Here is a 24,542-nt window from a genome sequence, read left to right on the forward strand (position 1 = left end):
AATTCAGGTTAGCGGCGTATGATGGTCTTGCCTGCTGCCAAGCCCTATCTATCTTGGCTTGAGGAGAACCTCAATGCAACACGGAATGGAGTGAAAGACCCATGAGCGAAAATCTCAAGAGGGCCGGCCGTCGCACTTCGAAAAAGAAGCCGGCCATTTATTTCCTCGTGCCTCTTTAGGGGCATTGGCGGGATTTTATATGGTTTGGTGGACCGCTATTTGATCGAGCATGTGGAAGTGGTTATAACTCAGGACGAGACCCCGTCAAAGGCTCTGCCGCCTCACAAGTGCAATCGTCCCCCGATGCCGAAACAGCCGAGTCCGGCGTTACCTCCGACGAACGGAATTACGAAAGCGATGCGGTCAAAATTCATATCGACCAGATCCAAACCGGGGCTGGCTCGGACCAAATCACCTATTACGTGGCGGATATGCAGGTGAAGGATGCTCAGGTGCTGCAGTCCGCTTTTGCAGAAGACAGCTTTGGACGTAATATCACACAGATTACGTACCGGGATCCCCTAGGACACGATCCGTCAAGTGGCTCGGGGATTCGCCGGGGCAAAGCGCGGAATGGTTCTTACCGCGCGGGGGTTGGAGCAGCAGGTGAACGGCGTGGAGCATACGCTGCAGTACATGTCGTCGTCGACCTGTTCGAGACCGAGACGGCCGCCTATGCGGATTGGCTGCTGCCCGGCACGTCCTTCCTTGAAGTGGAAGGGACGATGACGAACCTCGAGGGCCGGGTGTTCTACCGGCCCCGGGTGTTTGAGCCGGCCGGCGCGGCGATGCCGGACGCTTGGCTGCTGTGCGCCCTCGCCGAACGGCTGGGCCAAGGGCGCTATTTCACCTACTCGTCGATGAGCGAAGTGTTCGACGAGTTGTGCCGCGCTTCCGCCGGGGGCAAAGCCGATTACAGCGGCATCAGCTACTCGCGCCTGCAGGAAGCGCAAGGGCTGTTCTGGCCGTGCCCCGCGTCCGCTTGACCTCGCGGCGCGGGTCGCTGGAGGTCGCCGCCAAGGTGACGAAGGACATCCATCCGCGTACGATGTTTGTCCCGTTCCATTGGGGTGGCGACCTGGCGGTGAATCGGCTGACGAACGATGCCTTACACCCGATCAGCCGGATGCCGGAATTTAAGATCTCCGCTGTTAGGGCAGAGCGCGTGGAACCGGAGATTGCCGATTCCTATAGAGATCCAGGAACTGACGGCGCTTCTTGGAGCAATGCCCGGGACAGCGGAGAGGTCGAGTACACTCCCGTGCAACACACCGCAAACCGCACCGCAGCGGATCCCGCAGGTCTTGCGGCACCTCGCCCTCAACGAAGCTGAGGAGTTATGTATAAGCAAAGAGGCTATCCTCTCCAGCTTGTGGCTGAAGGGATAGCCTCTGTTTATATTAATCGCCGTCTTGAATTTGGATGCGTTTGGAGCGAGTCGGTTGCCGTTTCGGCACCTCCAGCTTCAGAACGCCATCCTTCAAGGACGCGCGAATATCTTCTTCCGAAATATCCTGCACGTAGAATCTACGAACATATTCACCGTGCCGACGTTCCTTCCGAACGATTTGATGGTTCGTATCCTCCATGTTGTGATCCTCATTACGAACTGCTCTGATCGTCAAGTAAGGAGCGGCATAGTCGATCTCGATGTCTTCTTTTCGGAAACCAGGTAATTCCGCTTCAACCAGATAGGCTTGATCCGTTTCACGGATGTCCGTTCTGAAAGAAAGCGGCGAATTTTTAAACGGTGCAAAAAAGTCATCATTGAACACATCATTAAACGTTTTAGCCAACTGGCCGAACGCATCTTCTCTGTGTCGACCAAAAGGAATCAAATCAAACATCATGCATTCCCCTTTCTTTGGTTTGACCTTATTTGACCTTACACCCTCATTATATGCCTCCATGACCAAAGTGACAAAAGTGATTAAAGCCCAAACAGCCTGTTCTCGGGCGATTTTCGCGCATTTTTCCTGATCGCCAGAGACTTGACTACTTATTTGACCTTATTTGACCTTTCATCTCAATCTAACGCGGTTGAACCTTTTATTTTTCAAAAATCAAACGAACATCACTGATTCTCCCGCAGGTCTTTAAACATGGAGGTGTCGCCATCGTTAGGATACCTCAAGACATCGCAATCTATTCATGGTAAAAGTAAGATAGTGAATTTAAATCCTTACTTAGAGGTGAAATTCTTGAACAAAAACAACAAATTACGAATTGTCTGGATCATCCCAAACGTATTGTTGTATCTTTTTTTCATCGGGATTGGAACCTTTGTCCTTTGGAATGTGGAGGGACTCAAGGAAATTAATCAACTTGGCTTATGGGGATTCGTGTTGTTTCTTCTCCTACTAATAAACTTATGGGGATCGTATCGCATTTGGTCTTGGATGAGGAAGGGGAAAATATAATCACCCAAACTATGAAAAAAAGCGACTTTATCGTCGCTTTTCATCAGTCAGCTTCCGCCAATTTCGCCTCAATGGCCGCCGTCAAATCCTCGTAGGAAGCGCTCGGCAGCAGCTCCCCGTTCACCATAAATTGAGGGGTTCCGTTGACTCCGTAATATCCGCCGGTTTTGAAGTCTTCCTTGACGGGCAGCATGTACGTATTTTCTTTTAAATCCTTCGCGAACCGATCATAGTCGATTCCCTCGATGTTCTTCTTCACAAAGTCCAGCAAAAAGCTAGGTGTTGCCCAAATTTTCGTCTCATCACCTTGGTGCTCATACAGCTTGCGCTTGAACTCCCAAAACTTCTCGTTGCTCTGCGCCGCAATCGCTTCGCCTGCGCTGGCCGCCATGATCGAGTCCCGATCAATAAATGCATAGTTTATGAAGAATAACTCGATTTTCCCGGTATCGATATACTCTTGCTGCAGCTGGTCCATATAGGTTTCTTCCCATTTCTTGCAGGCCGGGCATTTGAAATCGGCGAACTCGACTACCTTGACCTTAGCATTCGGATCTCCCAAATGCGGCTGCTTCTCATACTTCAAGCCCTTGGCAGTGTAATCCCCTTTGATTTCCGTATAGTTCGGAAGATCTTTTAATTCAGATGAACCCGTATCTTTCAGGAACACAACAGCCAGGGTGATGACCAGGACTCCAATGAAAATGAGGGAACCTACAAAAATCAAACCGGATTTCCTACTCTCTCGGCCGCTTCCTGACCTGTTGGCCGCGTTGCCCGCCTTGCCCTTGCCGACATTTTTGTGATCAGGGGTTGTCCGGTTGGATCCCGTCTTATAAGTTGAGGCTGGTTTCCCGCCGCTCCGATTACTTCCCTTGTTCTGGGCCATCCGCCATCCTACCTCCATCTGGATTCGTTTCGTCCTCATTCTAGCGTATGGCCCACGGCAAGGGAGTAACAAAGGTCACAGTCGAAAGTAAGGGGATAAGCTTCACTGATCAACTCCACTCGAAGTCCCCTCAGATTGTTCACCGAAGCTGACACGAAGTAAATTGAGTATCCATAATAAGTGTTGTATGATGGTAAGGAACTTGAGCGTAAGCTGGTCGCTTCTATACCAAAATATTGCTTTTGCAACTCTCTGGTTGTGCTTACTGCCAATCAGGGAGTTTTTATATTACTACAGAAGGGAAGCCAAGCCCACATGACCTCATTAGAAATGCTGCTGCAATTGTTGGAACGAACTGCGTTGCTGCTGATTTGCTTATTCTTTATGGCTCGTATTCCAAGATTCCGTGAGGTGCTGCAGCGGGATAATCGATCGCCGATCGAGCTGACCGTGATTACCGTCATATTTTGCTCGTTTGCGATTTTCGGTACGTACTCAGGCATTGAGGTTGAAGGATCGCTGGTGAACATTCGCATTATTGCTGTGATGTCCGGGGGGATCCTGTTTGGTCCCTGGGTAGGGATTATCACCGGGGTCGTCTCAGGATTGCATCGGTACTTAATTGATATCGGTGGAATTACATCGATTCCCTGCCTCATCACCAGTATGATTGCGGGTTTAGTTTCCGGAGTCATTAATCATAAAGTGAAAAAATCAGCCCGCTGGATCTACGGCATTATCGCCGGTATGATCTGTGAAATTTTAACCATGCTGCTTATTTTAGCTTTTGCCGAGCCCTTTGAGCTGGGATTGGACATCGTATCCAAAATCGCCTTTCCTATGATAATTGGGGAGATCAGCATTGGGCTGATTGTACTGATGATTATGGGGGTCGAGGGCGAGAAAGAGATGATTGCCGCCAAGCAAGCCAAGCTGGCCTTGGAAATTGCGAACAAAACGTTACCCTACTTCCGCTCCACCAGCAAGGAATCCTTAAAGACAATCTGTACGATTATTAAAGATGAAATCGAGGCCGATGCCGTTGCGATTACGGATACGCATAACGTGCTGGCCTATGTTGGATTTGGCGAGGAGCACTACACGGTCGGAGAGGCTATTATCAGCGAGATCACAAAATCTGCGATTCGAACCGGTGAGATCACCATTTCCAATCACATCTCTGAGCATAATCTCCCGCAAATTCAGTATTTTCTGATTATGCCTTTAAAAGAACGGGACGTTGTAACAGGGACACTGAAGGTGTATTACCGGAAAGCCTACAAAGTGACCTACCCGCTGCAGACGATGGCGATTGGGTTATCCCAGATTATTTCCACGCTGATGGAGGTTTCAAGGGTCGAGCAAATTAAGGAGGAAGCGAATAAGGCCGAACTCAAAGCGCTGCAAACCAAAATCAACCCCCATTTTTTGTTTAATGCCTTAAACGCCATCGCTTCAACGACACGCAAGAATCCGGAAAAGGCCAGAGAATTAATCATTAATCTATCCAATTTCATGAGACACAACTTAGAGCTAAGCGATGAGTTCATTGAAATCCATAAAGAGCTTCAGCAAGTGAAGGATTACGTTGAAATTGAAAAAGCACGCTTTGGCTCGCGGTTACAAGTGAATTATGACATTGATGAGGAGGTTTCGGTTAAAATCCCCAGCTTATTGATTCAGCCTCTCGTCGAAAATGCCATTAATCACGGTGTTCTTAAGACGAAAGGACCGGGAACCGTGACCATTTCTGTGCAGGATCTTGGGGATCAAGTCCGGATCAGCGTGAAGGATACTGGGATTGGAATCGATGAAGGGATCATTCGGAATTTGTACCATGATCAGGTTCCAGCCCATAAAATTGGACTCTATAATGTGCATCAGCGAGTGAAGCTAATTTATGGAGAAGGAGTCGTGATCCAACGTTTGGATCCAGGCACTGAAGTCTATTTTGATGTAAGGAAAGGAATGTAATTCCACATGAAAGCCATTATTGTCGAGGATGAAATCCCTGCTCGGGAAGAGCTTGAATATATCATTAGCACTTACAGCTCGATTGAGGTAACGGATTGTTTTGAGGACGGGTTGGATGTTCTCAAATTTCTGCAGGAGCATGAGACCGATGCGATTTTCCTGGATATCAACATTCCGTCGCTGGATGGAATCTTCGTCGCAAGCAACATCGCCAAATTTGCGAAGAAGCCGTATATCATTTTTACTACTGCTTATAAAGAGCATGCCGCCAAGGCGTTCGAGCTGGAGGCTTTTGATTACATTCTGAAGCCTTATGACGAGAAGCGGATTGCACCGATGTTAAAAAAGCTTGAGGCCGCCTATCATCGTGACCATCCCGTCCGGCAAGATACGAATTCATTGCATCCCGTCGTCCATCAAAAGGACGATGAAGGCTCTGCAATCGCCAATCGGATTAACTTACGTAAGGATGACAAAATTATCGTCACTGATGCGAACAACATTTATTATGCTGAGGCCCAAGAGAAGGTGACATTGGTGTATACGTTGGAAGGAGCGTACACGATGCCGATGAGCATCAGCGAGTTTCACACGTTGCTGCCGCAGAGTCTCTTCTTCCGCTGTCATCGTTCTTACTCGGTGAATCTATCGAAAATCCGGGAAATTGTGCCCTGGTTTAACCAAACCTATATCTTAAGATTATCGGGGATGGATGCAGAAATTCCGGTAAGTCGATCCAAGGTGAAAGAGTTCCGGCACATCATGAGATTTTGACAGCAACTCATTCCTTGATATCGTCATTTCGTTCTGAAAACGGTTGCGTTGACCTTTTTGGTACTATACTTGGCTCATCAAGAAACACTGTATAGCCTACTGAAAAGAGGAGATCATCATGAGAGATACCAAGGGTCATCGCTGGCTGATCGTTCTTGGAACAATTATCGTACAAATGGGGCTGGGGACCATCTATACTTGGAGTCTATTTAACCAACCTCTTGTCGAACACTATGGATGGGAGCTAAGTTCGGTAGCTGCCACGTTCTCCATCCTTAGCTTTTCGTTAGCCTTTGCAACCTTGTTTTCGAGTAAGATTCAAGAGAAAATCGGACTTCGGCGATTAATTATGTTTGCAGGGATCACGTTAGGACTAGGATTAATCATCAGCTCGCAAGTGACATCCCTATGGGTGCTCTACCTTTTTGCCGGTGTCTTAGTTGGTGCCGCAGACGGGACGGCTTATATGACGACATTGTCGAATGCGATTAAATGGTTCCCGAAGAAGAAAGGCCTGATCTCAGGGATCTCCGTAGGGGCATATGGTACGGGCAGCTTAGTGTTCAAATATATTAACAGCAGCATGATTGAAACGTTGGGCGTGTCGAAAGCTTTTATGTTCTGGGGAATCATCGTCATGGTTATGATCGTGGGCGGCTCGTTCCTCGTGAAGGAAGCGAAGGTGCAAAATCAAGTTCAAGCCGATTCAAATACGGTACAGAAGGATTACACGGTCAAAGAAATGCTAAAAACAAAAGAAGCGTACTTGTTATTTATTATCTTCTTCACAGCATGTATGAGCGGTCTGTTCCTGATTGGGATCGTCAAGGATATCGGCGTCAGCATGGCAGGATTGAATGCAGCCACAGCAGCGAATGCGGTTGCTCTGGTCGCGATATTTAATACACTGGGTCGGATTGTACTTGGAGCTTTATCCGATCGGGTGGGTCACTTGAATGTCGTATCCGGCACTTTGTTTGTGACAGCCGCCGCCGTGATCATCTTGAGCTATATGCATCTGAATTATGGGTCCTTCTTTGCTTGTGTAGCGGCGATTGCGTTTTGCTTCGGCGGGAATATTACCGTATTTCCGGCAATTGTGGCGAATTACTTTGGACTGAAAAACTCCGGTCAAAATTACGGTGTGATCTACCAAGGCTTTGGATTTGGCGCCTTGCTGGCAACCATGATCTCCTCGTTCCTTGGCGGATTTGTACCTACGTTTAAACTCATTGCTGCGATGTGCATGATCTCGTTTATCCTCATTATGCTGTTGAAGCTTCCAGCGATGAAGAAAACGGAGAAGAAGAAATTGGCCTTCCAGAAATTGCAGCATGAATAACTGGGCATCCCCTACAGAATAGGACACCCCTTAGAACAGTTATTGGACAAGCTTTGGTGAATCCAATGTTCTAAGGGGTGTTTTTGGAGAGAAGCAATTGGGCATGGGAAAGAATCGCCCAGGAGTTAACTGAACACGGCCTTGGCCTCCAAATACCAGCGATATACACCTCGAGCGGGGACAACGGCGGCTTCCCCTTGGCGGAACGCATGGGCGAGTTCGTCCATGCGGCCAGTAGCCGGCTCCAAGGCAACGTGATAGTTGCCGCCGAAGCCGCCGTAATTGGCCCAAACGGCCAAGTACGGCACTTTGTCTGCGGGGAAGCGGAACATCAGCGCCTCGCCGGTCGCAGGGTCGCTGATGCCGGCGTACCCGGAGCCGGGCCCGAGCATGCTAGTAAAATAATACTTCTCCGCGAATCGGCCGGCGTTGGGCTCCACGGTGCTCAGGTCAATCGACTCTCCGGATGTGCTGCGTGCCAGCGGCCAAGGCTGCTTGGATCCGAACGCACCTAGCCTGCCTTCCTCCGAATAGGAGACCTCGATCTCCGTTAATTCGGGCGGAACGTGCAGCTTCATACCTTCTCGTACCTGCAACAACGGATGCGCCGCCCATAGAAAGGCAAAGGGCGCGCCCGACAGATTCGTCACAGTGTACTCGATGTGAAGTGTGTCTGCCGCCGGGAATGTATACATCTTCTCCAGAACATAAGGGAACTGCACGCCGCCAATCCGGCAGGTTAGGGCCGAACTCGTGGCTTGATGCTCCCAAGCCCGAGACCAGACCTCCCCGTGGTCGGGGATCGCCTGGTTCTGCCAGGGGTGGTGCGGGTAAGCGCCGGCGTGAATAGCTGGGAACATTTCATCCCAGCCGCTTTCGTCACCAGCCACGAAGGATGAGCCGAAGCCCTCGTTTCCCAGTGGCTTATCGCTCCGCCACAGCCACTCGCGCCCCGTCTTGCGACTTTGCAGCGAAACAACCTTACTGCCCAGCTCGGGAACGACGGTTACCGCTAGTAGCTCGGTTTCTCCAATCCAGGCATCCCAACCGTCCACTTCAGTCTTTCGCCATTGGTTCATCCGTCAACTCCTCCTCCAACTTGGATCGCTATTAGGTGAGACGTTGAATTGTTACTTGTTACTACCACTTGTTATTACGACCTGTTTCTTGTTGCATATGTTATGTTACTTGCGAGTAGTGACTATTGGAGAGTCACAGGTAATTGATTAATAACTAATGATGTACTTTCTTGCTGCTAACTGTTTGTTACTGGTGACTTACTTCGTTTGTGATTTGTTTGTTGAAACTTTTGCGACGTGTATGTTCATTGCAACTTATGCGACTTGTGGTTTGTGACTTATGACTTGTGAGTGTGGCTGGTGAGTGTGGCTTGTGAGTGCGACACGTTACTTGTTACTGCAACTTACTTCTTGCCATATAACGATCTCTCGCAGGCAGGATGTTTTCTCGCAACAGCACGAACTCTTGCTTCAGGATGCCTTCTCGCTACAGATTCTCTATGGCTGCGGGACGCTTCTCGCCGCAGTTCGCCCTCTTTCCAGCGAGGGCTGGATTGTCTAACGCTTGTGAGCAACGCTATTTGGGCAAAAAAGCGGGTGTACGATTTTTAACGCTTACCAGACACCTTATTTGCTCATTGTAGAGCAAAATGGGGGCTCAATCGCCCCCATAAGAACGCTGGTCAGCGTTAGAATTTGAAACTCGCCATTTTAAGCCAAATAAGCACTGTGGCAAGCGTTAGCGCAGGGTTTGTAAAGTCCCTCCGCAATCCATCAGCACATCCGCCGATGGATCATCGCGCCCTGATGGCTGGGCTCCAGGGCCAGCACCTCATCGAACTGCTCGGCGGCTTCCACCGGCCGGCCAAGGCCCAACTTGCCCAGACCCCGCATGAAGCGGCAGTGGATGACGTTACGCCGGTTCAAGTCGTCCTCGAACACGAGGAAGTCAGGAAGCGATACGGCGAAGTAATCGAACTCCACCTCATCAAACAAATGCTTCTCGGCATAGTCCACCAGCTTGTTAAACCGGCGTTTCGCTTCCTTCTCCACGCCTAACTTCCGCCAAGCCAGCCCTTGATAAAAAATCATCTCCGGCGGCTGATCGTTATAGTACATCGCTCCGGCCGGCTCCTCCAGCCCTTGCGAAGCCGCCTGCCAATACGGCGTCGCCTGCTCCATCAGGCCCAGCCCCTCATATGCACAGCCCAGGTAATACAGGATGTCGTTTTCCTGCGTTCCGGCGAGCTTGCCTTCCCCGAGATTTTCTGGGTAAACGAGCGCCCGCTCCAACCGTTCGATCGCTTGCTCGGCGTTCCCGGCCGCGAGTGCCTGCTTCCCAAGCTCGACAAGGGCGAACCGGTACTGCCCGGTCACTTTGCCTTCTCCGCCTTCCCAAGGGTGGAACCTGCGAGCTTCCAACGCCCGCAATGCTTCGTCGTGGCGGCTTAACGTATTCAGCAGCGTGACGTATTCCAGATACAAATCGTCACGTTTCTCCACAAGCGCCAAGTGACGTTCCAACGCCGCAAACCGCTCCGCCGCCGGACGGCCCAGCTTCTTATAGAGCTGATCCAGCTCGTAAAACACGCGGGCGTCCTCCGAGTTCAGCGCAAACGCCGTCTCCAGCGCTTCCCGCGCCGCATTGACATCCTGGCGCTTGTTGTAATAAGCCAGCGCCAAATTGCGGTGTACGGTCGGGAACCCGGCGTCCGCCTCCCGGGACGCCTCCCAGTGAGCGATCGCGTCGTCCGGGCGTTTCTTGTCATACATCCAATTGCCAAGGTAGTAATGCGCCTTCGCATCGCCCGGGTTGGCCGCGATCGCACTTTGCAGCACGAGCAGGTCCGTCAGGCTGTTCGGGAAGCAGTAGTTCGCCGGCGCAGCGGCGCCTGCCTGCCGATGGCGCGCGGCCAGTTCGACTTGGCCGGTCCGCTCATACGCGTAGGCCAAGGTGTAATGCAGCATCGGGTAAGCCGGCGTTTCTGCGTCCGGCGCAATCCGCTGCATCACCTGCACGGCTTCGTCATACAGGCCGAAGCCGAGATAGTCCGCGGCCAGCTGCAGGACGTTATGCGCGTCACCGCGCATCAACCGCTGGAGCTCGGCCAGGACTTCATCCGCCGCAGCCTCATCGCCCAAGGCCCGCAGCGCGGCCCAACGCTCGTTGGCGGCGCCGAAGTCGGCCGGGTCCAGCGCCAGCGTCTCGCCCGTATAGGCGAGCGCTTCCTCCGGCCGACCGAGCTTCCGCAGCAGCGCCGCCTTCAAATGCCGCGCCTTATAGTTGCGGCTATTGCGGATTAGCGAGCGCTCGGCCAACTCGAGCGCCTCCGCATAGCTGCCGCGGCCGCAGGCGATCGCGGCCAGCGAATAGTAGCCGCTGTCCTGCCAGGCAGCGGACCAGACGGCTTTGTAGAAGGCGGCGAACGCCTCTTCGCCTCGCCCTTGCAGCTGCAGGGCCAGCCCGAGCTGGTACAGCGCTTCGCTGTCGTACGGGTTCGGGTTGCGCCAGGTCAGCGATTTCACGGCCGTGCGGAAATGCGCCTCCGCCTCGGCGAACCGGCCCCGGCGCAGCAGCAGCGTGCCGTAAGCGACATTGATCCGGATATCGCTGGCGTCGCGCTTCAGGCCTTCCAAGTAATACGCCTCCGGCTCAAACGTAGCATGGCGATATTGCTCCAGATGAAGGCCCGCCAAATACAGCTGCTCGTTCGTTTTCAGCTCCTCCGGCTTCGGCATCGGCTTGGCGGCTTCCGGCACCTGTTCGATCGACGGTTTCGCCGGGCGATACGAGATCAGCAGCCGTCCTTCGCGGTCGCGCACCGTCACCAGCAAGTCATGTGGCTGATCGCCTTCATCCAGCGAGACAACGTTTTTGAATGTCGCCACCGGCGACAGCCGCACGGTATCCGATACATAGGTTCGGCGTGCACCTTTGAGCTCCACGACCGCCCCTTCATAATCGGATGTTGCATACGCCAGCACCGTTGCCGTCCGCGCCTTCTCGTCGACTTCAAGGTTAACGGCCGCTTCGATGGAAGCATTTTTGACAACACCGATGTCTTTGTAAGGCATAAAATACTGCTTAAACGACTTCTCCTCATACGGCTGGAGCCAAGTGAAGTCCGGCTGGTTGTCGGTATACACCCCAGTCATCAGCTCGATGTACGGGCCGTCCTCGTCCGTCAGATTGCGGTCCCACGCCTGGCCAAATTCTCCGTTCCCCCAAGTCCATTGCTTCTTCCCCGGGGAAATGTGGTGATTGGCGACATGCAGCAGACCGGCTTGCACGCCATGGTCGTAGCAGCCGACAAAGTTGAAGTCGGATTTGTAAGCCATGTAGGACGTAGGGACCGGGATATTTTTGTAGCGAGAAATATCGACGCCCTCCGAGTAATCCATCTTGTAGTACGTGCCGGTGGCAATCGGGAATCGTGAGACGTCGCGCTTGCCATGGTCAAAGACGGCAGTAACGTCCGGCGGGAACACGGACTGCGTATGATCGTTCACCGCCACAGCCGGGTTCGCCCACCACAGGAACGTTTGCGGCTCCGGCGTCCGATTGTAGAGCTGAGCAGAGATCTCCAAATAGGCCTTCCCCGGATAAAGCGTAAACCCGGCGGTCATCTTGGTGCCGTACATACGGTCGATTTCGCTGACCCAAACGGTAGCGCTGCCGTCCTCCCTTTGCTCCAGTCGATATTCGACCGGGCCAAACGTGTTCGGCCGATGATGCTGCGGCCAGTTGAACTCGATGCCGCCGGAAATCCACGGCCCGGCCAGGCCAACCAGCGCCGGCTTGATCACGCGATTGTAGTAAACGAAGTCGTAGTTATTCGTCTTGTCTAGCGCGCGATAAATCCGTCCGCCGAGCTCCGGCATGATTTCGATCCGCACGTACTCATTTTCCAAAATCGCCAGCCGATAGCTGACCTCCCGCTTCTCGTCGTAAATCTTATCGATGACCGGATAGGGATACACCCGTCCGGAGCTGCCTTGATACACGCGTTTTTCCAAAAACATCGGGTTCTTGTCCGGCTCCCCAACCCCATACGTCGGAATGAGCTTATCCTCTTCCCAGACCCGAACGGCCCCCTTGGCAGACGCCTCCCGCTGTAGAACGTTCATCTCATAAATCCTCCCCTTCTCCCCTTCATTGGTTGAATCGGTTGTAACCCCAATGTACCCCGGTGCCGAAGGAATTCCAATTGACGAAATACGGGGAATGATGGACTATATTCTTATATGGAGGTGACTTGCATGGATCAACAAATTCGCAAGCCGGATGGTTTTGAGTCACAGAAACTGTTTGTGCAACCGGACTATATGCTGAAGGAACTGAAAAACTCCGCGTTGACGCGCCCGCTGTTTGTTAGTGATATCGGGTTTTTCCCGAACGCCCTGCACCATTATCGGGAACGGCCCGAGGGGGCGGACGCTCATATCTTCATCTACTGTGTGGAAGGCGAAGGATGGGTGGAATGGGGCGAGGAGGCGGGCAACACGCAGCAAAGCTACCCGCTGACAGAGCGTCAGCTGGCGGTAATCCCCGCACATACGCCGCACCGATATGGAGCTTCGGCCGATAAACCCTGGAGTATATACTGGTTTCACCTGCAAGGCGAGGACACCAACGAGTTGATTCGCACCTATGGCTTAGATCAGGGCGGACCGGTCCGGCTGCCGCTGAGCGTACATGCCCAGCTGTTGGAGCATTTTGAACAGTGCTACCGTCTGCTTCATGACAAGTACTACGCCCTGCCCGTGCAGATTCATGTCGCGCAGACGATGCGCCACCTGCTTAGCAGCATTGGGCTCAGCGCCGAGCGGTCGGCGCAGGACCGCAAACGCGAGCGCTATTTCGATGAAGCGGTTCGCTACATGACCGAGCGGCTGACAGAGAGCCTCACGCTGTCCGAACTGGCGAAGCAGGTGGGGCTCTCCAAACAGCATCTCGTCTACTTGTTTAACCGGGAGGCGGGGCTTCCGCCGATCGAATATTTTCTGCGGCTGAAAATGCAACGGGCCGGACAGCTCCTGGACCTCACCGGCTTAAGCGTCAAAGAGATCGCCGGTGCGGTCGGCTTGTCCGACCCGTATTATTTTTCGCGAATATTTAAGAAGACTATGGGGTACTCCCCCACCGAATACCGCCGTATTCCAAAGGGATAATGATGCCCGAAAGCAGCCTCCCGAACGACAGAGTAATCCGGACCTTATCCACCGATGCGCATCAGGATTGCCTCACGGGCGGCTTTCGTCATTCCACGGAGCACCAGATCGTACGAGTGGTCGATCATTGCCTGCAATTCGTCCATCGACAAGCTGCCGTCTGCAGTGACTGTATTCCAGTGCTTCTTGTTCAAATGATACCCCGGCTTCACGCATTCGTGCTGTTCCCGGAGATTGGAAGCGATCATGGGGTCACATTTCAGCGAGATGCTTGCTGTTTCATCATCGGCGGTAACAGGCAGCAATGCGAACATTTTGCCCCCGACCTTGATGACCGTCGTCTCCGGGCCAAAAGGATACTCCTCGACCGCCCCTTTTTTGGACAAACAATATTCAACCAACTTACGGTACACGACCCTTCCCCCTCATTGGCTTGCTTATGGTGTAAATATATCATGCAGGCCACACGTGGAAAATCAAGGATCTCACTTCAAAAGTGACCTCGATGGCTACAGATTCAGAGAGATTCGTTTCGAAGCGTCAGCGCCCCGTCAAACCGATATTCCCTGCCAGCTTCGGCCTCCAAGGTTACACGCTGCTCGCCAAGACTTAAGATGAACGTGCCCGGCGAATGCGTCCGCACGACCGCAGTGTTTAACCGACCCGCTTCCCAGGCGAGATCAACTTCGGCGTTGCCCTTCGCCCGCAATCCCGTCACTCGGCCCGACGGCCACGCTGTCGGAAGCGCCGGAAGCAGGCGGATCTGTCCATCCGGCCGGCTCTGCAGCAGCATTTCCGCAATTGCCGCCGTGCCGCCAAAGTTGCCGTCTATGACAAAAATGTTCGTCTCCGCCCCGGCAATCCCCGCCTTGGAATAGCTGAGCAAATTGTCGAAGCACAGCTCCTCGATCAGGTGGGAAATATGCTTCAATGCACGGTCCCCGTCATATAACCGGGCAAAAAACAACCCAAACAACGCCGCCGTAAACTCGATATCCTCCAGTTCATCCTGCTGCAGACGGTTTTCCAGCGTCACTCGGGCCGCAGCTGCCAGCTCCGGCGTCTCCTCCGGCGTGATCTGATGGGCCGGGTACAGCGTAAACAGGTGCGACAAATGGCGATGCTCCGGCTGCGCTTCCTCGTAGTCCTCGAGCCATTCTTGCAGTTGACCCTTTTTACCGATCTGCAGTGGGGGCAGCAGTGAAATCGCAGACATCAGACGCTCGCGCAACTCCACATCCTTCTCCAGCAGCTCCGCCGCCTCCAAGCAGAATGTAAACAGCTCCCGGACGAGTGCCTGATCCATGGTGGGACCCATTGTCAACTGCCAGACTCCATCCTCCGGATGACCCGGGTAGAAATGGTTCTCCGGAGAATTGGATGGTCCCGTCACCAGCCAGCCGTATTGGGGATGCACCGTCATGTAATCGAGGAAAAACAACGCCGCCTCACGCAGCACCGGATACGCCCGCTTCTCCAGAAATTCGCGGTCCGGTCCGTACCGGTAATGCTCGATCATTTGCATGGCCAGCCAGAGTCCCCCGGTTACGTTAAGCCCCCATGAAGTATCCCAGCCCGGATCGGTAAATCCCCACACATTGGAAAAGACATGGGCCACCCATCCCGGCGAACCGTAAACTTCGCGCGCCGTCTTCTGGCCAGCGCGGGCCAAATCCTCCAGATAACGCATCAACGGCTGCTGGCTCTCGCCAAGATGTACCGCCTCGGTCGGATAATAGTTCATCTCCGTGTTCACATCGAGGTGATAATCACAACTCCAGCCCATGCGGCAAGCCTCGCCGTCATTCCATATGCCTTGCAGATGCAAGGGCAGCGGCGAATCCTCCCGCGAGCCGGCCAGCGTCAAATACCGGCCATATTGCAGGAACAATGCAAACAGCTGGGGATCACTATGGCCTTGCCGCAGCCAGCGAATCCGCTGGTCTGTCGGCAGTTTCGCCGCTTCTTCAGACGACCCCAGCTCGATGGACACGCGCTGGAACAACGGCGCGTAATCAGCCAAATGGTCTGCTTTCAGTTGGTCATAGCCCTTAGCTAACGCTAAAGAAGCCTGCAATCGGGGGGCCAGCTCCCACGATTTCGACTCGCTGCGGTAATTCGTGGCGACGGTCAGATAAATGTAAGCTTCATCGGCGCCACGAACCACCAAACGGCCATTCTGTACATAATGGCTGCCGCCTCGGGTATCGAGCTCAATGCGGCCGCGGCACCGGACGCCGCAAGCCCCGTCGCTATGCACCGTCTCCGTTGCCCTGCCGCCAAATTCCAGCGCGGTCATACCGGACGCCGAAACCTCGAACTCGGGCGTTAACCCGGTAAGCCCCAGCGTAAATGAGACGCCGCCTGCCCCTTCGCTCCAGATCCGCGAGACAAGGACATCATCGGCATGGGAAGCGAACAGCTCGCGGACCCGTGTCGCACCGGGCGGGCCGGACGTTGTCGTCAGCAGGGCGTTCGATAAGTCCAGCTCGCGCCGGAAAGGGAGGCAGGCCTCGTCCTCGTTAGCTGACCCGCTCCCGCCGGGTTCGCCAGGCGCGGCGAATTCGATCACCACCTCCCCTATCGCCAGATAGGTGCCGAAGTTTCGCTTCGGCGGCTGCAACGTTTGCTTCGCCAGCTGGTCGCCGCCCGCGTAGTCGCCGGCGAACAGCCGCTCGCGGATCGCGGCCAGCGCCGCTTTGCCTCCGAGCCCGGCGGCGCCAACCTCCTCCGCTTGGCCGGACCAATAGGTCGATTCGGTTAGGTTCCAGACCTCGCGCTCCGGTGCGGCCATCACGACGGCGCCGAGCCGCCCGTTGCCCACGGGCAGCCCCTCTGACCAGCCTGCAGCCGACTTGTCATACCAGAGCTTGGTTGCGCCGTGCTCCGCCGCATTCACCTTCATGGCTGAGCCACCGCCTCGCCGGCAGCCATCCGGTCGTCCGGGATCAGTCGATATGTTGCCCCGGCTTCCGTCTCAAATCGGAGATCGCCATCCTCCATCGTTTCCACGGCCACCTTCACACCGCCGTGGTATACGGTCAGCGGCGTCCCTCCGTTGAGGCCGACCCGAACACGGCAGGCATGGCCCAGCGTCGACACGATCTTGGCCTCAGCCAGCTTGCCGTTCGCCCAGCGCAGGCTAACCTCGAAGCCGCCGCGGGCGCGAAGGCCGCGGACCTCGCCGTCCGACCAAGCCTCCGGCAGAGCGGGCAGCAGCACCAGCGCGGGGCGGTGCGACTGCAGCAACATTTCGGCGATGCCCGCCGAAGCGGCAAAGTTGCCGTCAATCTGGAACGGCGGATGCGCGCCCAACAGGCTGGCGTATACGCCGCCGTGGTTATAGCGCTCCGTTTCGCCGTCCTTCACCAGCCGCAGCATATTGCCGAGCAGCCGCAGCGCCCGATCGCCGTCGCCGAACCGGCTCCATAGGGCAACTCGCCAGCCTAGGCTCCAGCCGGTGCTTTCATCGCCCCGCCGCTCCAGCACTTGCCGCGCAGCGGCGAACAGCTCCGGCGTCTCCTCGACCGAGAGCTGGCGGCCGGGATAGACACCCACCAGGTGGGAGGTGTGCCGATGATGGACATCCTCATCCTCGAAATCCCGGCTCCACTCCTGCAGTTGCCCATACTTCCCAACCTGCAGCGGCAAGAGCCGCTCCCGGGTCTGCCGCAGTTCCTCGCGGAACGCTTCATCAATGCCAAGCACACCCGCCGCGTCAATGCAGTTCGTAAATAACTCCCAGATGAGTGACAAATCCATGGTGGCTCCCTCACTGATCCCCGCTACACCGCTTGCCGTGCGGAATTTATGCTCCGGCGAGGTCGATGGCGAAGTGACGAGATAGCCGGACTCGTCTTCGATCAGCCAGTCGAGGGCAAACATCGCGGCGTCCTTCATGATGGGATAAGCAAAATCATGTAAATATGCGACGTCCCCGCCAAAGACGTAATGCTCCCATAAATGCTGGGTTAACCAGACACCGCCCATTGGCCACAACGCCCAGACCGGATCGCCATCGCCGAAATCGCCTACCGGGGCGGTTTGTCCCCAAATGTCCGAGTTGTGATGAGCCACCCACCCCCGAGTACCGTAGTTGACGGAGGCCGTTTTCGCCCCATTCTCAGCCAGGTTGCCGATCATCTCCAGCAACGGCCAGTGGCACTCTGCCAGGTTGCATACCTCGGCCGGCCAATAGTTCATTTCCGCATTGATATTTAGCGTCCAGTTGCTGCTCCACGGCGGCCGAGTCATCGCGTTCCAGATTCCTTGCAGGTTGGCCGCCTGCGTCCCAGGTCGGGAGCTGGAGATCAGCAAATATCTGCCGTAATGGAACAGCAGCTCGACCAGCCCCGGATCAGCGGCTCCGTACTCGACGATCCGCCGCTCCGTGTCCAGTCCTTCCGGAGCTGCTGTCTTCCCTAACCGCAGGCTGACTCGGTTAAACAGGGCTTGGTAGTCCTCGATATGCCGAGCTTGAATCTCCCGATAACGGCTGCCCAATGCACCAGCCAAGTCCGCCTTGGCCCGAGATGCAGCCACTTCCGCCGGAATCGATTCCGGTCGCCCCGCACCGGGGATTTGATCGAATCGATCAAAGCTTGTCGCGGCGCTGAAATACAATACCGCCTCTGTAGCATCGAGCACGCGAATCCCGTCCCCATGGGCGCTGACCCGGCCGTCGGTTTCTGCAACCGCCAGTCGTCCCTCAAAAGCCATCGCCGGTGAGATTTCCGGATCGCCGTAGCGGATCGGGCGATCTGCGCTCACGTAGTTCGGCTCCACCCGTTCCGGAGCTGTCCCCCGCAGCACGAATGCCCCATCTTCCACAGCAGTATCGTGGCGGAGCGGGCTGTCGAGTCGTGCATGAAAAGCAAGCGCTCCCGGTTGGCTGCACGTCAGCCGCATGGCGATGATCCGATCGGGATGGGAAGCGATGACTTCACGCTTATAGCTTACTTCCCCAACGTTGTATTCCGTCACGTGGACAGCGTTTGCCAAATCCAGCGTGCGCCGGTAATTCCGACAGGCGGCTCCGTGCTCGAACGTCAGCTGTAAATCGCCAAACGGCAAATAGGATTCCGTGTATGGCCCCAGCATCTGGCGCCCCAGTTGATCCGCCTCCTCGTAGCGGCCTTCCCGGACCAGCTTCCTTACCTCAGGCAGTACCTGCCGGGCGGAAGGATTGTTCCAATCGCGCGGATATCCGGACCACAACGTATCTTCATTCAGACTGATCGTTTCCCGTTCCACCCCGCCGTAAATCATCGCGCCAAGGCGTCCGTTTCCGATCGGCAATGCTTCGGTCCAGACCGCAGCCGGTCTGTCGTACTGTAGCCTAGTGTTTTGCTCCATTTTTGCTTTCCTCCCCTACCAGATCTTTATTTACTCTTCACCTGCTCGTCATCGCCAAGAAACACATTGTCTGCGATCACCGCATCCGGGCATGCCTCCAAGATGACGGCACTTCCCTGGTCAAATTCCCCAGCGAACGCCAGCGATATCTCGTTCCCTCGAAACACCAAGTCCTGTACGCAACGTGCGGACAGCAGCAAGCCGCACACCGATTCGAAACGATTGTGCACGATGGCAATTCCGCGATGAACCGCTATCTCCGGATGTACCTCCCGATTCTCTGGCGCAATGGTGATCACTGCATGCGTTTCGCTGCCGCAGTCGAAGAATTGATTATCCTCGATGACCATCTCCTCAACTGCACCTGACTCAAACCAGGAGCTCGCATCAGCCGCAACAAGAATGGCGCTCATCTGTATCCCTTCAAATACGTTACCATGGATCACGATTCGCCGCCGCGTGGAAGCCAGCACCCCGCGCGTCGGAATACGGGCGAAAAGGTTGCCCGTAATTTCCACCTCCGGGGACCAGGTGACGTTCTCGATCACATCTTGCGGCCTCATCTCCCTTGGGGTTGGCTGCTCCAGCGTAAGCAGCAGCTCGCGAGGGTTTAACCGCAGAACCTCGCTCACCCTGCCGCTCCCGTAGGTCACCAGCGTATCCGCATGAACGAAGCCGATCTCGTCCCCGGCACGGAAAGCCGGGATCCCATAAGTTTGAGGATGCATGAATCTTACCAACAGCTGATTAGGCGCCGGACGGCCAACAATTTGCAGGTAGGTCCCATGGACGTTAATCGCGTCGTCATGTGCCCCGGCAAACCGGCAATCCCGAATCACCGCTTGCCCCCGGCAGCCTGACAGATGGATGAAATCCGCGAAGCCGGCCACCGTCCGGCCGCTTTCGGCCCTTGGCGACAGGTCCAGGCGCTCGAAAACGAGGTTTTCGCTGAATTGTCCCACCAGCCCTAGCCCATGCATAAAATGAAACCCGCAGCCTGTGAACGTGATATTCGCACTTTCATGGACAAGGACGCCTACTTGATCACGGATTCCATCCCGCATCTGAACTACGCGACCGGGGGCCAATCCCTCAGGTATACCGCGGTCAAAATAAAACCTGATCCGACCAGGACCAACTTCCTCCACCAGGGTCGTCTTCCGCTCCAGCCAATTGTCCACCCGCCAGGTTGTATTTTCCGCCGGTTCACATAGCTGCATCGGCCCAGACTGAAAGCGCCAGCCCTCACCAACCCATGTCAGTCGGCCTTCCTGAATAGCATACCTCGAATCGGGATGCACCACCGCCTCCATCCAACACGCCTCAGGCTCGCAATGCACCACGGTCATTTCTGCCACCGTCGGTTGGGCGTAATCGAAGTGAAGGTCCTGGATGACGATGTCCTTGCTGCCGTCGATCAGCAGCATTGTCTGCTTGCCGTGGAACATGAACAGAGACCCGTTCCCCTTAATGGTCAACTGCTTTTGTCCTTTCAGCAGCATCCCAATTGTTTTCGTAATATCGAAATGCTCCTCTTCACTTGCGGTATTGGTGACATGATAAGGAGCCCGAATCGCCGATTGCGGATAAAAATGATACCGGCCCAAAGGCACCTCCAGCACAACAGGCCCTTCTGTTTGCATAGCGACTTCCAGCGCCATCTGCATCGCGGGCTGCGTATCCTCTTGCGTATCCGGCCGAGCCCCATAATCACTTAAGGAGATCACAATCACAGGTAGGTTCATCCTCCTCGGGCACCTCCATTCGGAGCGTATCCCACATGTGTTCAGAAGCTAGTCCTGGCGTTATCCTATCTTCGCTCAACATACCACATCTGCTCCTCTCCATCTATCACTGTTTTGGAAGAATAATGCCGGAAAATGTCCCTTTTGGGGGCTGATAAAAAAGGAATGCCGGCCCAAAGGCCGGCTTCCTTGATTCAAGCCGCGATCATGCGACCAGAGAGGATCTAATTATTTCGCCAATTGATCATAAGCCTTCTGCAGGATCTCCAGGTAACGATCCAGCTTCAGATCCTTCAGCCCTTTCACATAAGCGTCCCAATCCTTGTTCAGATCCTTGTTGCCCGTAATGAACTGCAGTTGGCTCTGCTCAATATAATTTTTCAGGTTCGTTTGCAGCATGCTGGCTTCGTCAATTTCGCTCGGATCGATCCAGATCGCCCAGATAGGGAAAATCTCACTCGGCTCATGCCCCTGATAGAGGAGCGTAGCGTTGTACAATCTGCGTTCATAGCCGTCCGAAGCATAAATATCTTCACCTTGAACCCAAGTGTCGCGGTACTCCTTCGGCATATAGAAATGCCCCATGCCGCTCCAGCCTGCATTACGCGGTGCGTCGCCTTCCTTCATCGGGATTTGCTTGACCATCGGCGTTGCATTTTCGCCCAGCGCTTTATCCCCAGGCTCCGGATCGGTCCAGTCGATGCCCTTCAAGCCGCTGGCGGCATTCGTTTGGCCTTCCGGCGTGTACATGTAGTCAATCGCTTTAATCAAAGCGATTTGCGCTTCCTCGCTGGCTTTATTCGTAATGACGAATTTCGCCCCAGAGGTGACGCCGCCGTTATCATGCGTCGCATACGAAACCCCATTTGGCCCGCTCAAAGGCGCCAGCGGGTTATAATGGGCGGAACGCGAGTTGCCCGGATCGATGTTGATGAAGATCGCAGGATGCATGCCTGCCCCGGCACCGAGAATTTCCGCATCTGCGTTTTCCCCGATTTTCTTGTAGGCTTCCGCGTTTTGCGTAAAGGCCCCCGGGTCAATCAACCCTTCATCATACAGCGATTTGATATAAGCCAAACCTTCTCTCCATTCCGGCTTGATCGCTGCCGAGACGACCTTCCCATTCTCCAGATTTAAGTAGTTGCGGTCGTCGTCATATACGAAGGCATTCATCAGATACGGCACGATACGTACGCCAAAGTCTTCAATGGAACCGCTGAGCGGCACTTCGTCGGCTTTGCCGTTACCGTTTGGATCTTGAGTTTTGAACGCCTGCAGCATCGCTTTGAACTCTTCCGTTGTTTTAGGCTCTTCCAGATTCAGCTTCTTCAGCCACTCGGTATTCACCCACATTTTGTTCGGATAAGAGCAGTGGAAGCACTCCGTGTAAGCGCCAAGCCCGTAAATATTACCGTCCGGAGCTGTGTACAGCGCTTTCATTTCCGGCGTTTCTTCCATGGCCTTTTTAATGTTAGGGGCATATTTATCGATCAGGTCGTTCAGCGGAATCAACACCCCTTGCTGGCCGTATTTAAGTACATCCGCTTGAGAGAACTCATCGATATATGCCGTCAACAGGTAAGCCTCCGGGTAATCGCCGCTCGCCAATGAAATTTGGCGTTTCTCCTTCGCGCCGTCAGACGGGTTAATCTGCCAATTAAATTTAATGTTAAACTTCTCTTCCAAAAACTTCGTAAACTTGTTGGTCGGAATGTCGATGCCCGATTCCTGAACAGCGAACACGCTGATTTCCACCGGTTTCGAGGATTCGGCGCCGCCGCCGGACGAGCCGTTGCCTTGGGCGCTGTTCGAGCTCTCTGTATTTTTCCCCGAACAGCCGCTGAGGACCAGCGTAACCGCTAGAACCAGCATGAACATACTAAGCAGGGTTTTTTTCAAATTTGATCGCTCCCTTTTTGTATAGATGTCATTCGTTTCCCTTCTGCAACTCTCATGGTGCCAATCGAGAGCATCACCTCCTTCTATCATGAAGTCCGCCGCCTTTTGGCGCAACCGCTACTTTATGGAGGAGCAGGAATCAGCCTTTCACTGAACCAACCAACATCCCTTGAACAAAATAGCGCTGCACAAACGGATAAATGATCAGCACCGGCAGCGTGGCCACCACAATTAACGAGTACTTCAGCAATTCAGCCAACTGCTGCTTCTCGACCATGGCGATCGCATCCATGTTGCTGCCGCTGTTGTTCTGGATAATGATGCTTCGCAAGATCAGCTGCAGTGGGAACAGATCCGCCGACTTCAAGTAAATCAATGCATCGAAATAAGCGTTCCACTGCCCAACTGCATACATCAGCACGAGTACGGCAATGATGGGTTTCGACAACGGCAGCACTACGCTCCAGATGAACCTCAGATCGCTGCAGCCGTCGATTTCGCTTGCTTCCAGCAGCTCCTCGGGAATCGAGGTCTGGAAGAAGGAGCGGGCGATGATCACCTGCCAGACCCAGATCGCATTGGGGATCAGAAGGGCCCAGCGCGTATCGATTAGATCCAGCCCCTTCACCACCATATAAGTCGGAATCAAGCCCCCGCTAAAAATCATCGTGAAGGTAATAAACATCATTAACGCGTTTCGTCCGAAGAACGAACGGCGTGACAGCGGATAGGCAATCATGATGGTCAACGTGACACTGATCAGGGTTCCGGCGGTTGTATAAAAGATCGAGTTCAGGTAGCCGGTGATCACCTCACTTCTGCGAAACAATTCTTCAAAGCCTCTAAACGACAGGTCCACCGGCCACAACCAGACCCGGCCCGACGTAACCGCCGCCGGAGAGCTGATGGAGCTGCTGATGATATAGATGAGCGGATAAAGCACAATGATGACGAGCAGGGTCAGGATCACGTAGATGAAGCCAAGAAATATCCGGTCTCCTGTTGATTCTTTGATTCTTCGCTTTGGGGTTGCTATAGCTGCCATATCCTAACTCCTTTCCTACCAGATGCTGCTCTTCGTCAGCCGCTTGGCCAATCCGTTAACAGTCAGCAGCAGAACGAGATTGATGATGGAATTAAACAAACCAACCGCAGTGGCGAAGCTGTAGTTCGCATTCAGCAGGCCGATCCGATAAACGTAGGTTGCGATAATTTCGGAATTCACCAGGTTTAGCGGATTTTGCAGCAGGTACACCTTCTCGAAGCCGAGCGCCATGACGTTGCCGACGTTCAGAATCAGGATGATAACGATGGTTGGTACGATACCTGGCAAATCGACGTGGCGAATTTTTTGAAACCGCGAAGCGCCGTCCACCTTCGCCGCTTCATATAAGGTTGGATCAACTCCCGCCAAAGCAGCCAGATAGATCACGGCGTTATAACCGGCGGTCTGCCAAATGTCCGACCAGACGTAAATTGAGCGGAACATCCCCGGTTCCCCCAGGAAATTGATGGACTCAAACCCGAAGTAATTGAGAGCGACATTGGCAAAGCCGAGCCGAGGGGCAAGAAACAGCATAATAATCGACACCATAACCACCGTCGAAATGAAATACGGTGCAAAGGAAACGAGCTGCACGAATTTCTTGAAGCGGCCGGCGCGAATTTCATTGATCATTAACGCCAAAATGATCGGAATCGGAAATCCGGCAAGAATGAGATACCCGCTGAGAAAAATTGTGTTCTTCACCAACGTCCAAAACTGCGGATTTTCAAAGAACAGCTGGAAATGCTTGAACCCTACCCACGGACTTCCCCAGATCCCTTTGATCACGTTGTAGTCCTTAAACGCCAGCACCGCATTCAGCATCGGGTAATATTTGAAAATTAGAAAAAACAAAATGGGAGGAATGACCAGCAGATGCAGCTGCCAGTGCTTCTTGATATTTCTGC

17 protein-coding genes are annotated in these 24,542 nt (G+C 54.1%); 6 read left to right on the plus strand and 11 right to left on the minus strand.

Annotation, left to right across the window (positions count from 1 at the left end; all coding sequences use genetic code 11):
• Positions 1-287 precede the first annotated feature (287 nt).
• Entirely contained in the window at positions 288-986 is a 699-nt protein-coding gene (locus tag C812_RS16545; protein ID WP_016313799.1) for a molybdopterin-dependent oxidoreductase, read from the plus strand.
• On the plus strand, positions 968-1,333 hold the full coding sequence (locus C812_RS16550) for a molybdopterin dinucleotide binding domain-containing protein (RefSeq protein WP_167669329.1): 366 nt from the start codon (positions 968-970) through the stop codon (positions 1,331-1,333). Before C812_RS16545 ends, C812_RS16550 begins: the two co-directional genes overlap by 19 nt.
• Positions 1,334-1,400: 67 nt before the next feature.
• On the opposite strand, the gene C812_RS16555 is transcribed toward C812_RS16550, so the two are convergent.
• Together C812_RS16555 and C812_RS16565 are read right to left on the minus strand one after the other, a co-directional pair.
• Positions 1,401-1,847, minus strand: coding sequence for an Hsp20/alpha crystallin family protein (locus C812_RS16555; RefSeq protein ID WP_028537485.1), 447 nt, complete (start codon positions 1,845-1,847; stop codon positions 1,401-1,403).
• A 616-nt stretch (positions 1,848-2,463) separates the two neighbouring features.
• Positions 2,464-3,309: a DsbA family protein gene (locus C812_RS16565; RefSeq protein WP_016313803.1), complete on the minus strand. Its 846-nt coding sequence runs from the start codon at positions 3,307-3,309 to the stop codon at positions 2,464-2,466.
• A gap of 315 nt (positions 3,310-3,624) precedes the next feature.
• On the opposite strand from C812_RS16565, the gene C812_RS16570 reads away from it, so the two are divergent.
• The 3 genes from C812_RS16570 (at position 3,625) to C812_RS16580 (ending at position 7,399) form a co-directional block, all read left to right on the plus strand.
• Positions 3,625-5,283 (plus strand): sensor histidine kinase, encoded by a 1,659-nt coding sequence (locus tag C812_RS16570; RefSeq protein WP_016313804.1) that lies wholly within the window; start codon positions 3,625-3,627, stop codon positions 5,281-5,283.
• A 6-nt stretch (positions 5,284-5,289) separates the two neighbouring features.
• A complete protein-coding gene (locus C812_RS16575; protein WP_016313805.1) occupies positions 5,290-6,057 on the plus strand; it encodes a LytR/AlgR family response regulator transcription factor in 768 nt (255 codons plus the stop codon).
• A gap of 118 nt (positions 6,058-6,175) precedes the next feature.
• Positions 6,176-7,399 (plus strand): L-lactate MFS transporter, encoded by a 1,224-nt coding sequence (locus tag C812_RS16580; RefSeq protein WP_016313806.1) that lies wholly within the window; start codon positions 6,176-6,178, stop codon positions 7,397-7,399.
• Between the two features lie 125 nt (positions 7,400-7,524).
• On the opposite strand, the gene C812_RS16585 is transcribed toward C812_RS16580, so the two are convergent.
• On the minus strand, positions 7,525-8,478 hold the full coding sequence (locus C812_RS16585; RefSeq protein ID WP_016313807.1) for an aldose epimerase family protein: 954 nt from the start codon (positions 8,476-8,478) through the stop codon (positions 7,525-7,527).
• 714 nt (positions 8,479-9,192) lie between these two features.
• Complete coding sequence (locus tag C812_RS16590; protein WP_016313808.1) at positions 9,193-12,546, minus strand: DUF5107 domain-containing protein; 3,354 nt, start codon at positions 12,544-12,546, stop codon at positions 9,193-9,195.
• A gap of 132 nt (positions 12,547-12,678) precedes the next feature.
• Between C812_RS16590 and C812_RS16595 the strand changes: the two genes are divergently transcribed.
• The gene (locus C812_RS16595; RefSeq protein WP_016313809.1) at positions 12,679-13,590 is read left to right on the plus strand and encodes an AraC family transcriptional regulator; all 912 of its coding nucleotides are present in this window, start codon (positions 12,679-12,681) and stop codon (positions 13,588-13,590) included.
• 44 nt (positions 13,591-13,634) lie between these two features.
• On the opposite strand, the gene C812_RS16600 is transcribed toward C812_RS16595, so the two are convergent.
• From C812_RS16600 to C812_RS16630, 7 genes are all read right to left on the minus strand, one after another.
• Positions 13,635-14,003, minus strand: a complete 369-nt coding sequence (locus tag C812_RS16600; protein WP_016313810.1) for an MmcQ/YjbR family DNA-binding protein — start codon at positions 14,001-14,003, stop codon at positions 13,635-13,637.
• Between the two features lie 104 nt (positions 14,004-14,107).
• Positions 14,108-16,495 (minus strand): glycoside hydrolase family 95 protein, encoded by a 2,388-nt coding sequence (locus C812_RS16605; protein WP_016313811.1) that lies wholly within the window; start codon positions 16,493-16,495, stop codon positions 14,108-14,110.
• Entirely contained in the window at positions 16,492-18,945 is a 2,454-nt protein-coding gene (locus C812_RS16610; RefSeq protein WP_016313812.1) for a glycoside hydrolase family 95 protein, read from the minus strand. Before C812_RS16610 ends, C812_RS16605 begins: the two co-directional genes overlap by 4 nt.
• A 26-nt stretch (positions 18,946-18,971) precedes the next feature.
• Complete coding sequence (locus C812_RS16615) at positions 18,972-20,690, minus strand: right-handed parallel beta-helix repeat-containing protein (protein WP_016313813.1); 1,719 nt, start codon at positions 20,688-20,690, stop codon at positions 18,972-18,974.
• 228 nt (positions 20,691-20,918) lie between these two features.
• On the minus strand, positions 20,919-22,589 hold the full coding sequence (locus C812_RS16620) for an extracellular solute-binding protein (RefSeq protein WP_036625669.1): 1,671 nt from the start codon (positions 22,587-22,589) through the stop codon (positions 20,919-20,921).
• A gap of 139 nt (positions 22,590-22,728) precedes the next feature.
• Positions 22,729-23,634 (minus strand): carbohydrate ABC transporter permease, encoded by a 906-nt coding sequence (locus tag C812_RS16625; RefSeq protein WP_016313816.1) that lies wholly within the window; start codon positions 23,632-23,634, stop codon positions 22,729-22,731.
• Between the two features lie 15 nt (positions 23,635-23,649).
• A complete protein-coding gene (locus tag C812_RS16630) occupies positions 23,650-24,534 on the minus strand; it encodes an ABC transporter permease (RefSeq protein WP_028537473.1) in 885 nt (294 codons plus the stop codon).
• Positions 24,535-24,542: the final 8 nt, after the last annotated feature.

The sequence above is a fragment of the Paenibacillus barengoltzii G22 genome (assembly GCF_000403375.2).
Classification (GTDB): domain Bacteria; phylum Bacillota; class Bacilli; order Paenibacillales; family Paenibacillaceae; genus Fontibacillus; species Fontibacillus barengoltzii.

What these genes read in the sequence shown, in the direction of transcription:
- C812_RS16595 (WP_016313809.1), top strand. Translation starts at nt 12,679, where the DNA reads ATGGATCAACAAATTCGCAAGCCGGATGGTTTTGAGTCACAGAAACTG.
- C812_RS16625 (WP_016313816.1), bottom strand. Translation starts at nt 23,634, where the DNA reads ATGGCAGCTATAGCAACCCCAAAGCGAAGAATCAAAGAATCAACAGGA.
- C812_RS16570 (WP_016313804.1), top strand. Translation starts at nt 3,625, where the DNA reads ATGACCTCATTAGAAATGCTGCTGCAATTGTTGGAACGAACTGCGTTG.
- C812_RS16605 (WP_016313811.1), bottom strand. Translation starts at nt 16,495, where the DNA reads ATGAAGGTGAATGCGGCGGAGCACGGCGCAACCAAGCTCTGGTATGAC.
- C812_RS16565 (WP_016313803.1), bottom strand. Translation starts at nt 3,309, where the DNA reads ATGGCCCAGAACAAGGGAAGTAATCGGAGCGGCGGGAAACCAGCCTCA.
- C812_RS16590 (WP_016313808.1), bottom strand. Translation starts at nt 12,546, where the DNA reads ATGAACGTTCTACAGCGGGAGGCGTCTGCCAAGGGGGCCGTTCGGGTC.
- C812_RS16575 (WP_016313805.1), top strand. Translation starts at nt 5,290, where the DNA reads ATGAAAGCCATTATTGTCGAGGATGAAATCCCTGCTCGGGAAGAGCTT.
- C812_RS16580 (WP_016313806.1), top strand. Translation starts at nt 6,176, where the DNA reads ATGAGAGATACCAAGGGTCATCGCTGGCTGATCGTTCTTGGAACAATT.
- C812_RS16615 (WP_016313813.1), bottom strand. Translation starts at nt 20,690, where the DNA reads ATGAACCTACCTGTGATTGTGATCTCCTTAAGTGATTATGGGGCTCGG.
- C812_RS16555 (WP_028537485.1), bottom strand. Translation starts at nt 1,847, where the DNA reads ATGTTTGATTTGATTCCTTTTGGTCGACACAGAGAAGATGCGTTCGGC.
- C812_RS16610 (WP_016313812.1), bottom strand. Translation starts at nt 18,945, where the DNA reads ATGGAGCAAAACACTAGGCTACAGTACGACAGACCGGCTGCGGTCTGG.
- C812_RS16585 (WP_016313807.1), bottom strand. Translation starts at nt 8,478, where the DNA reads ATGAACCAATGGCGAAAGACTGAAGTGGACGGTTGGGATGCCTGGATT.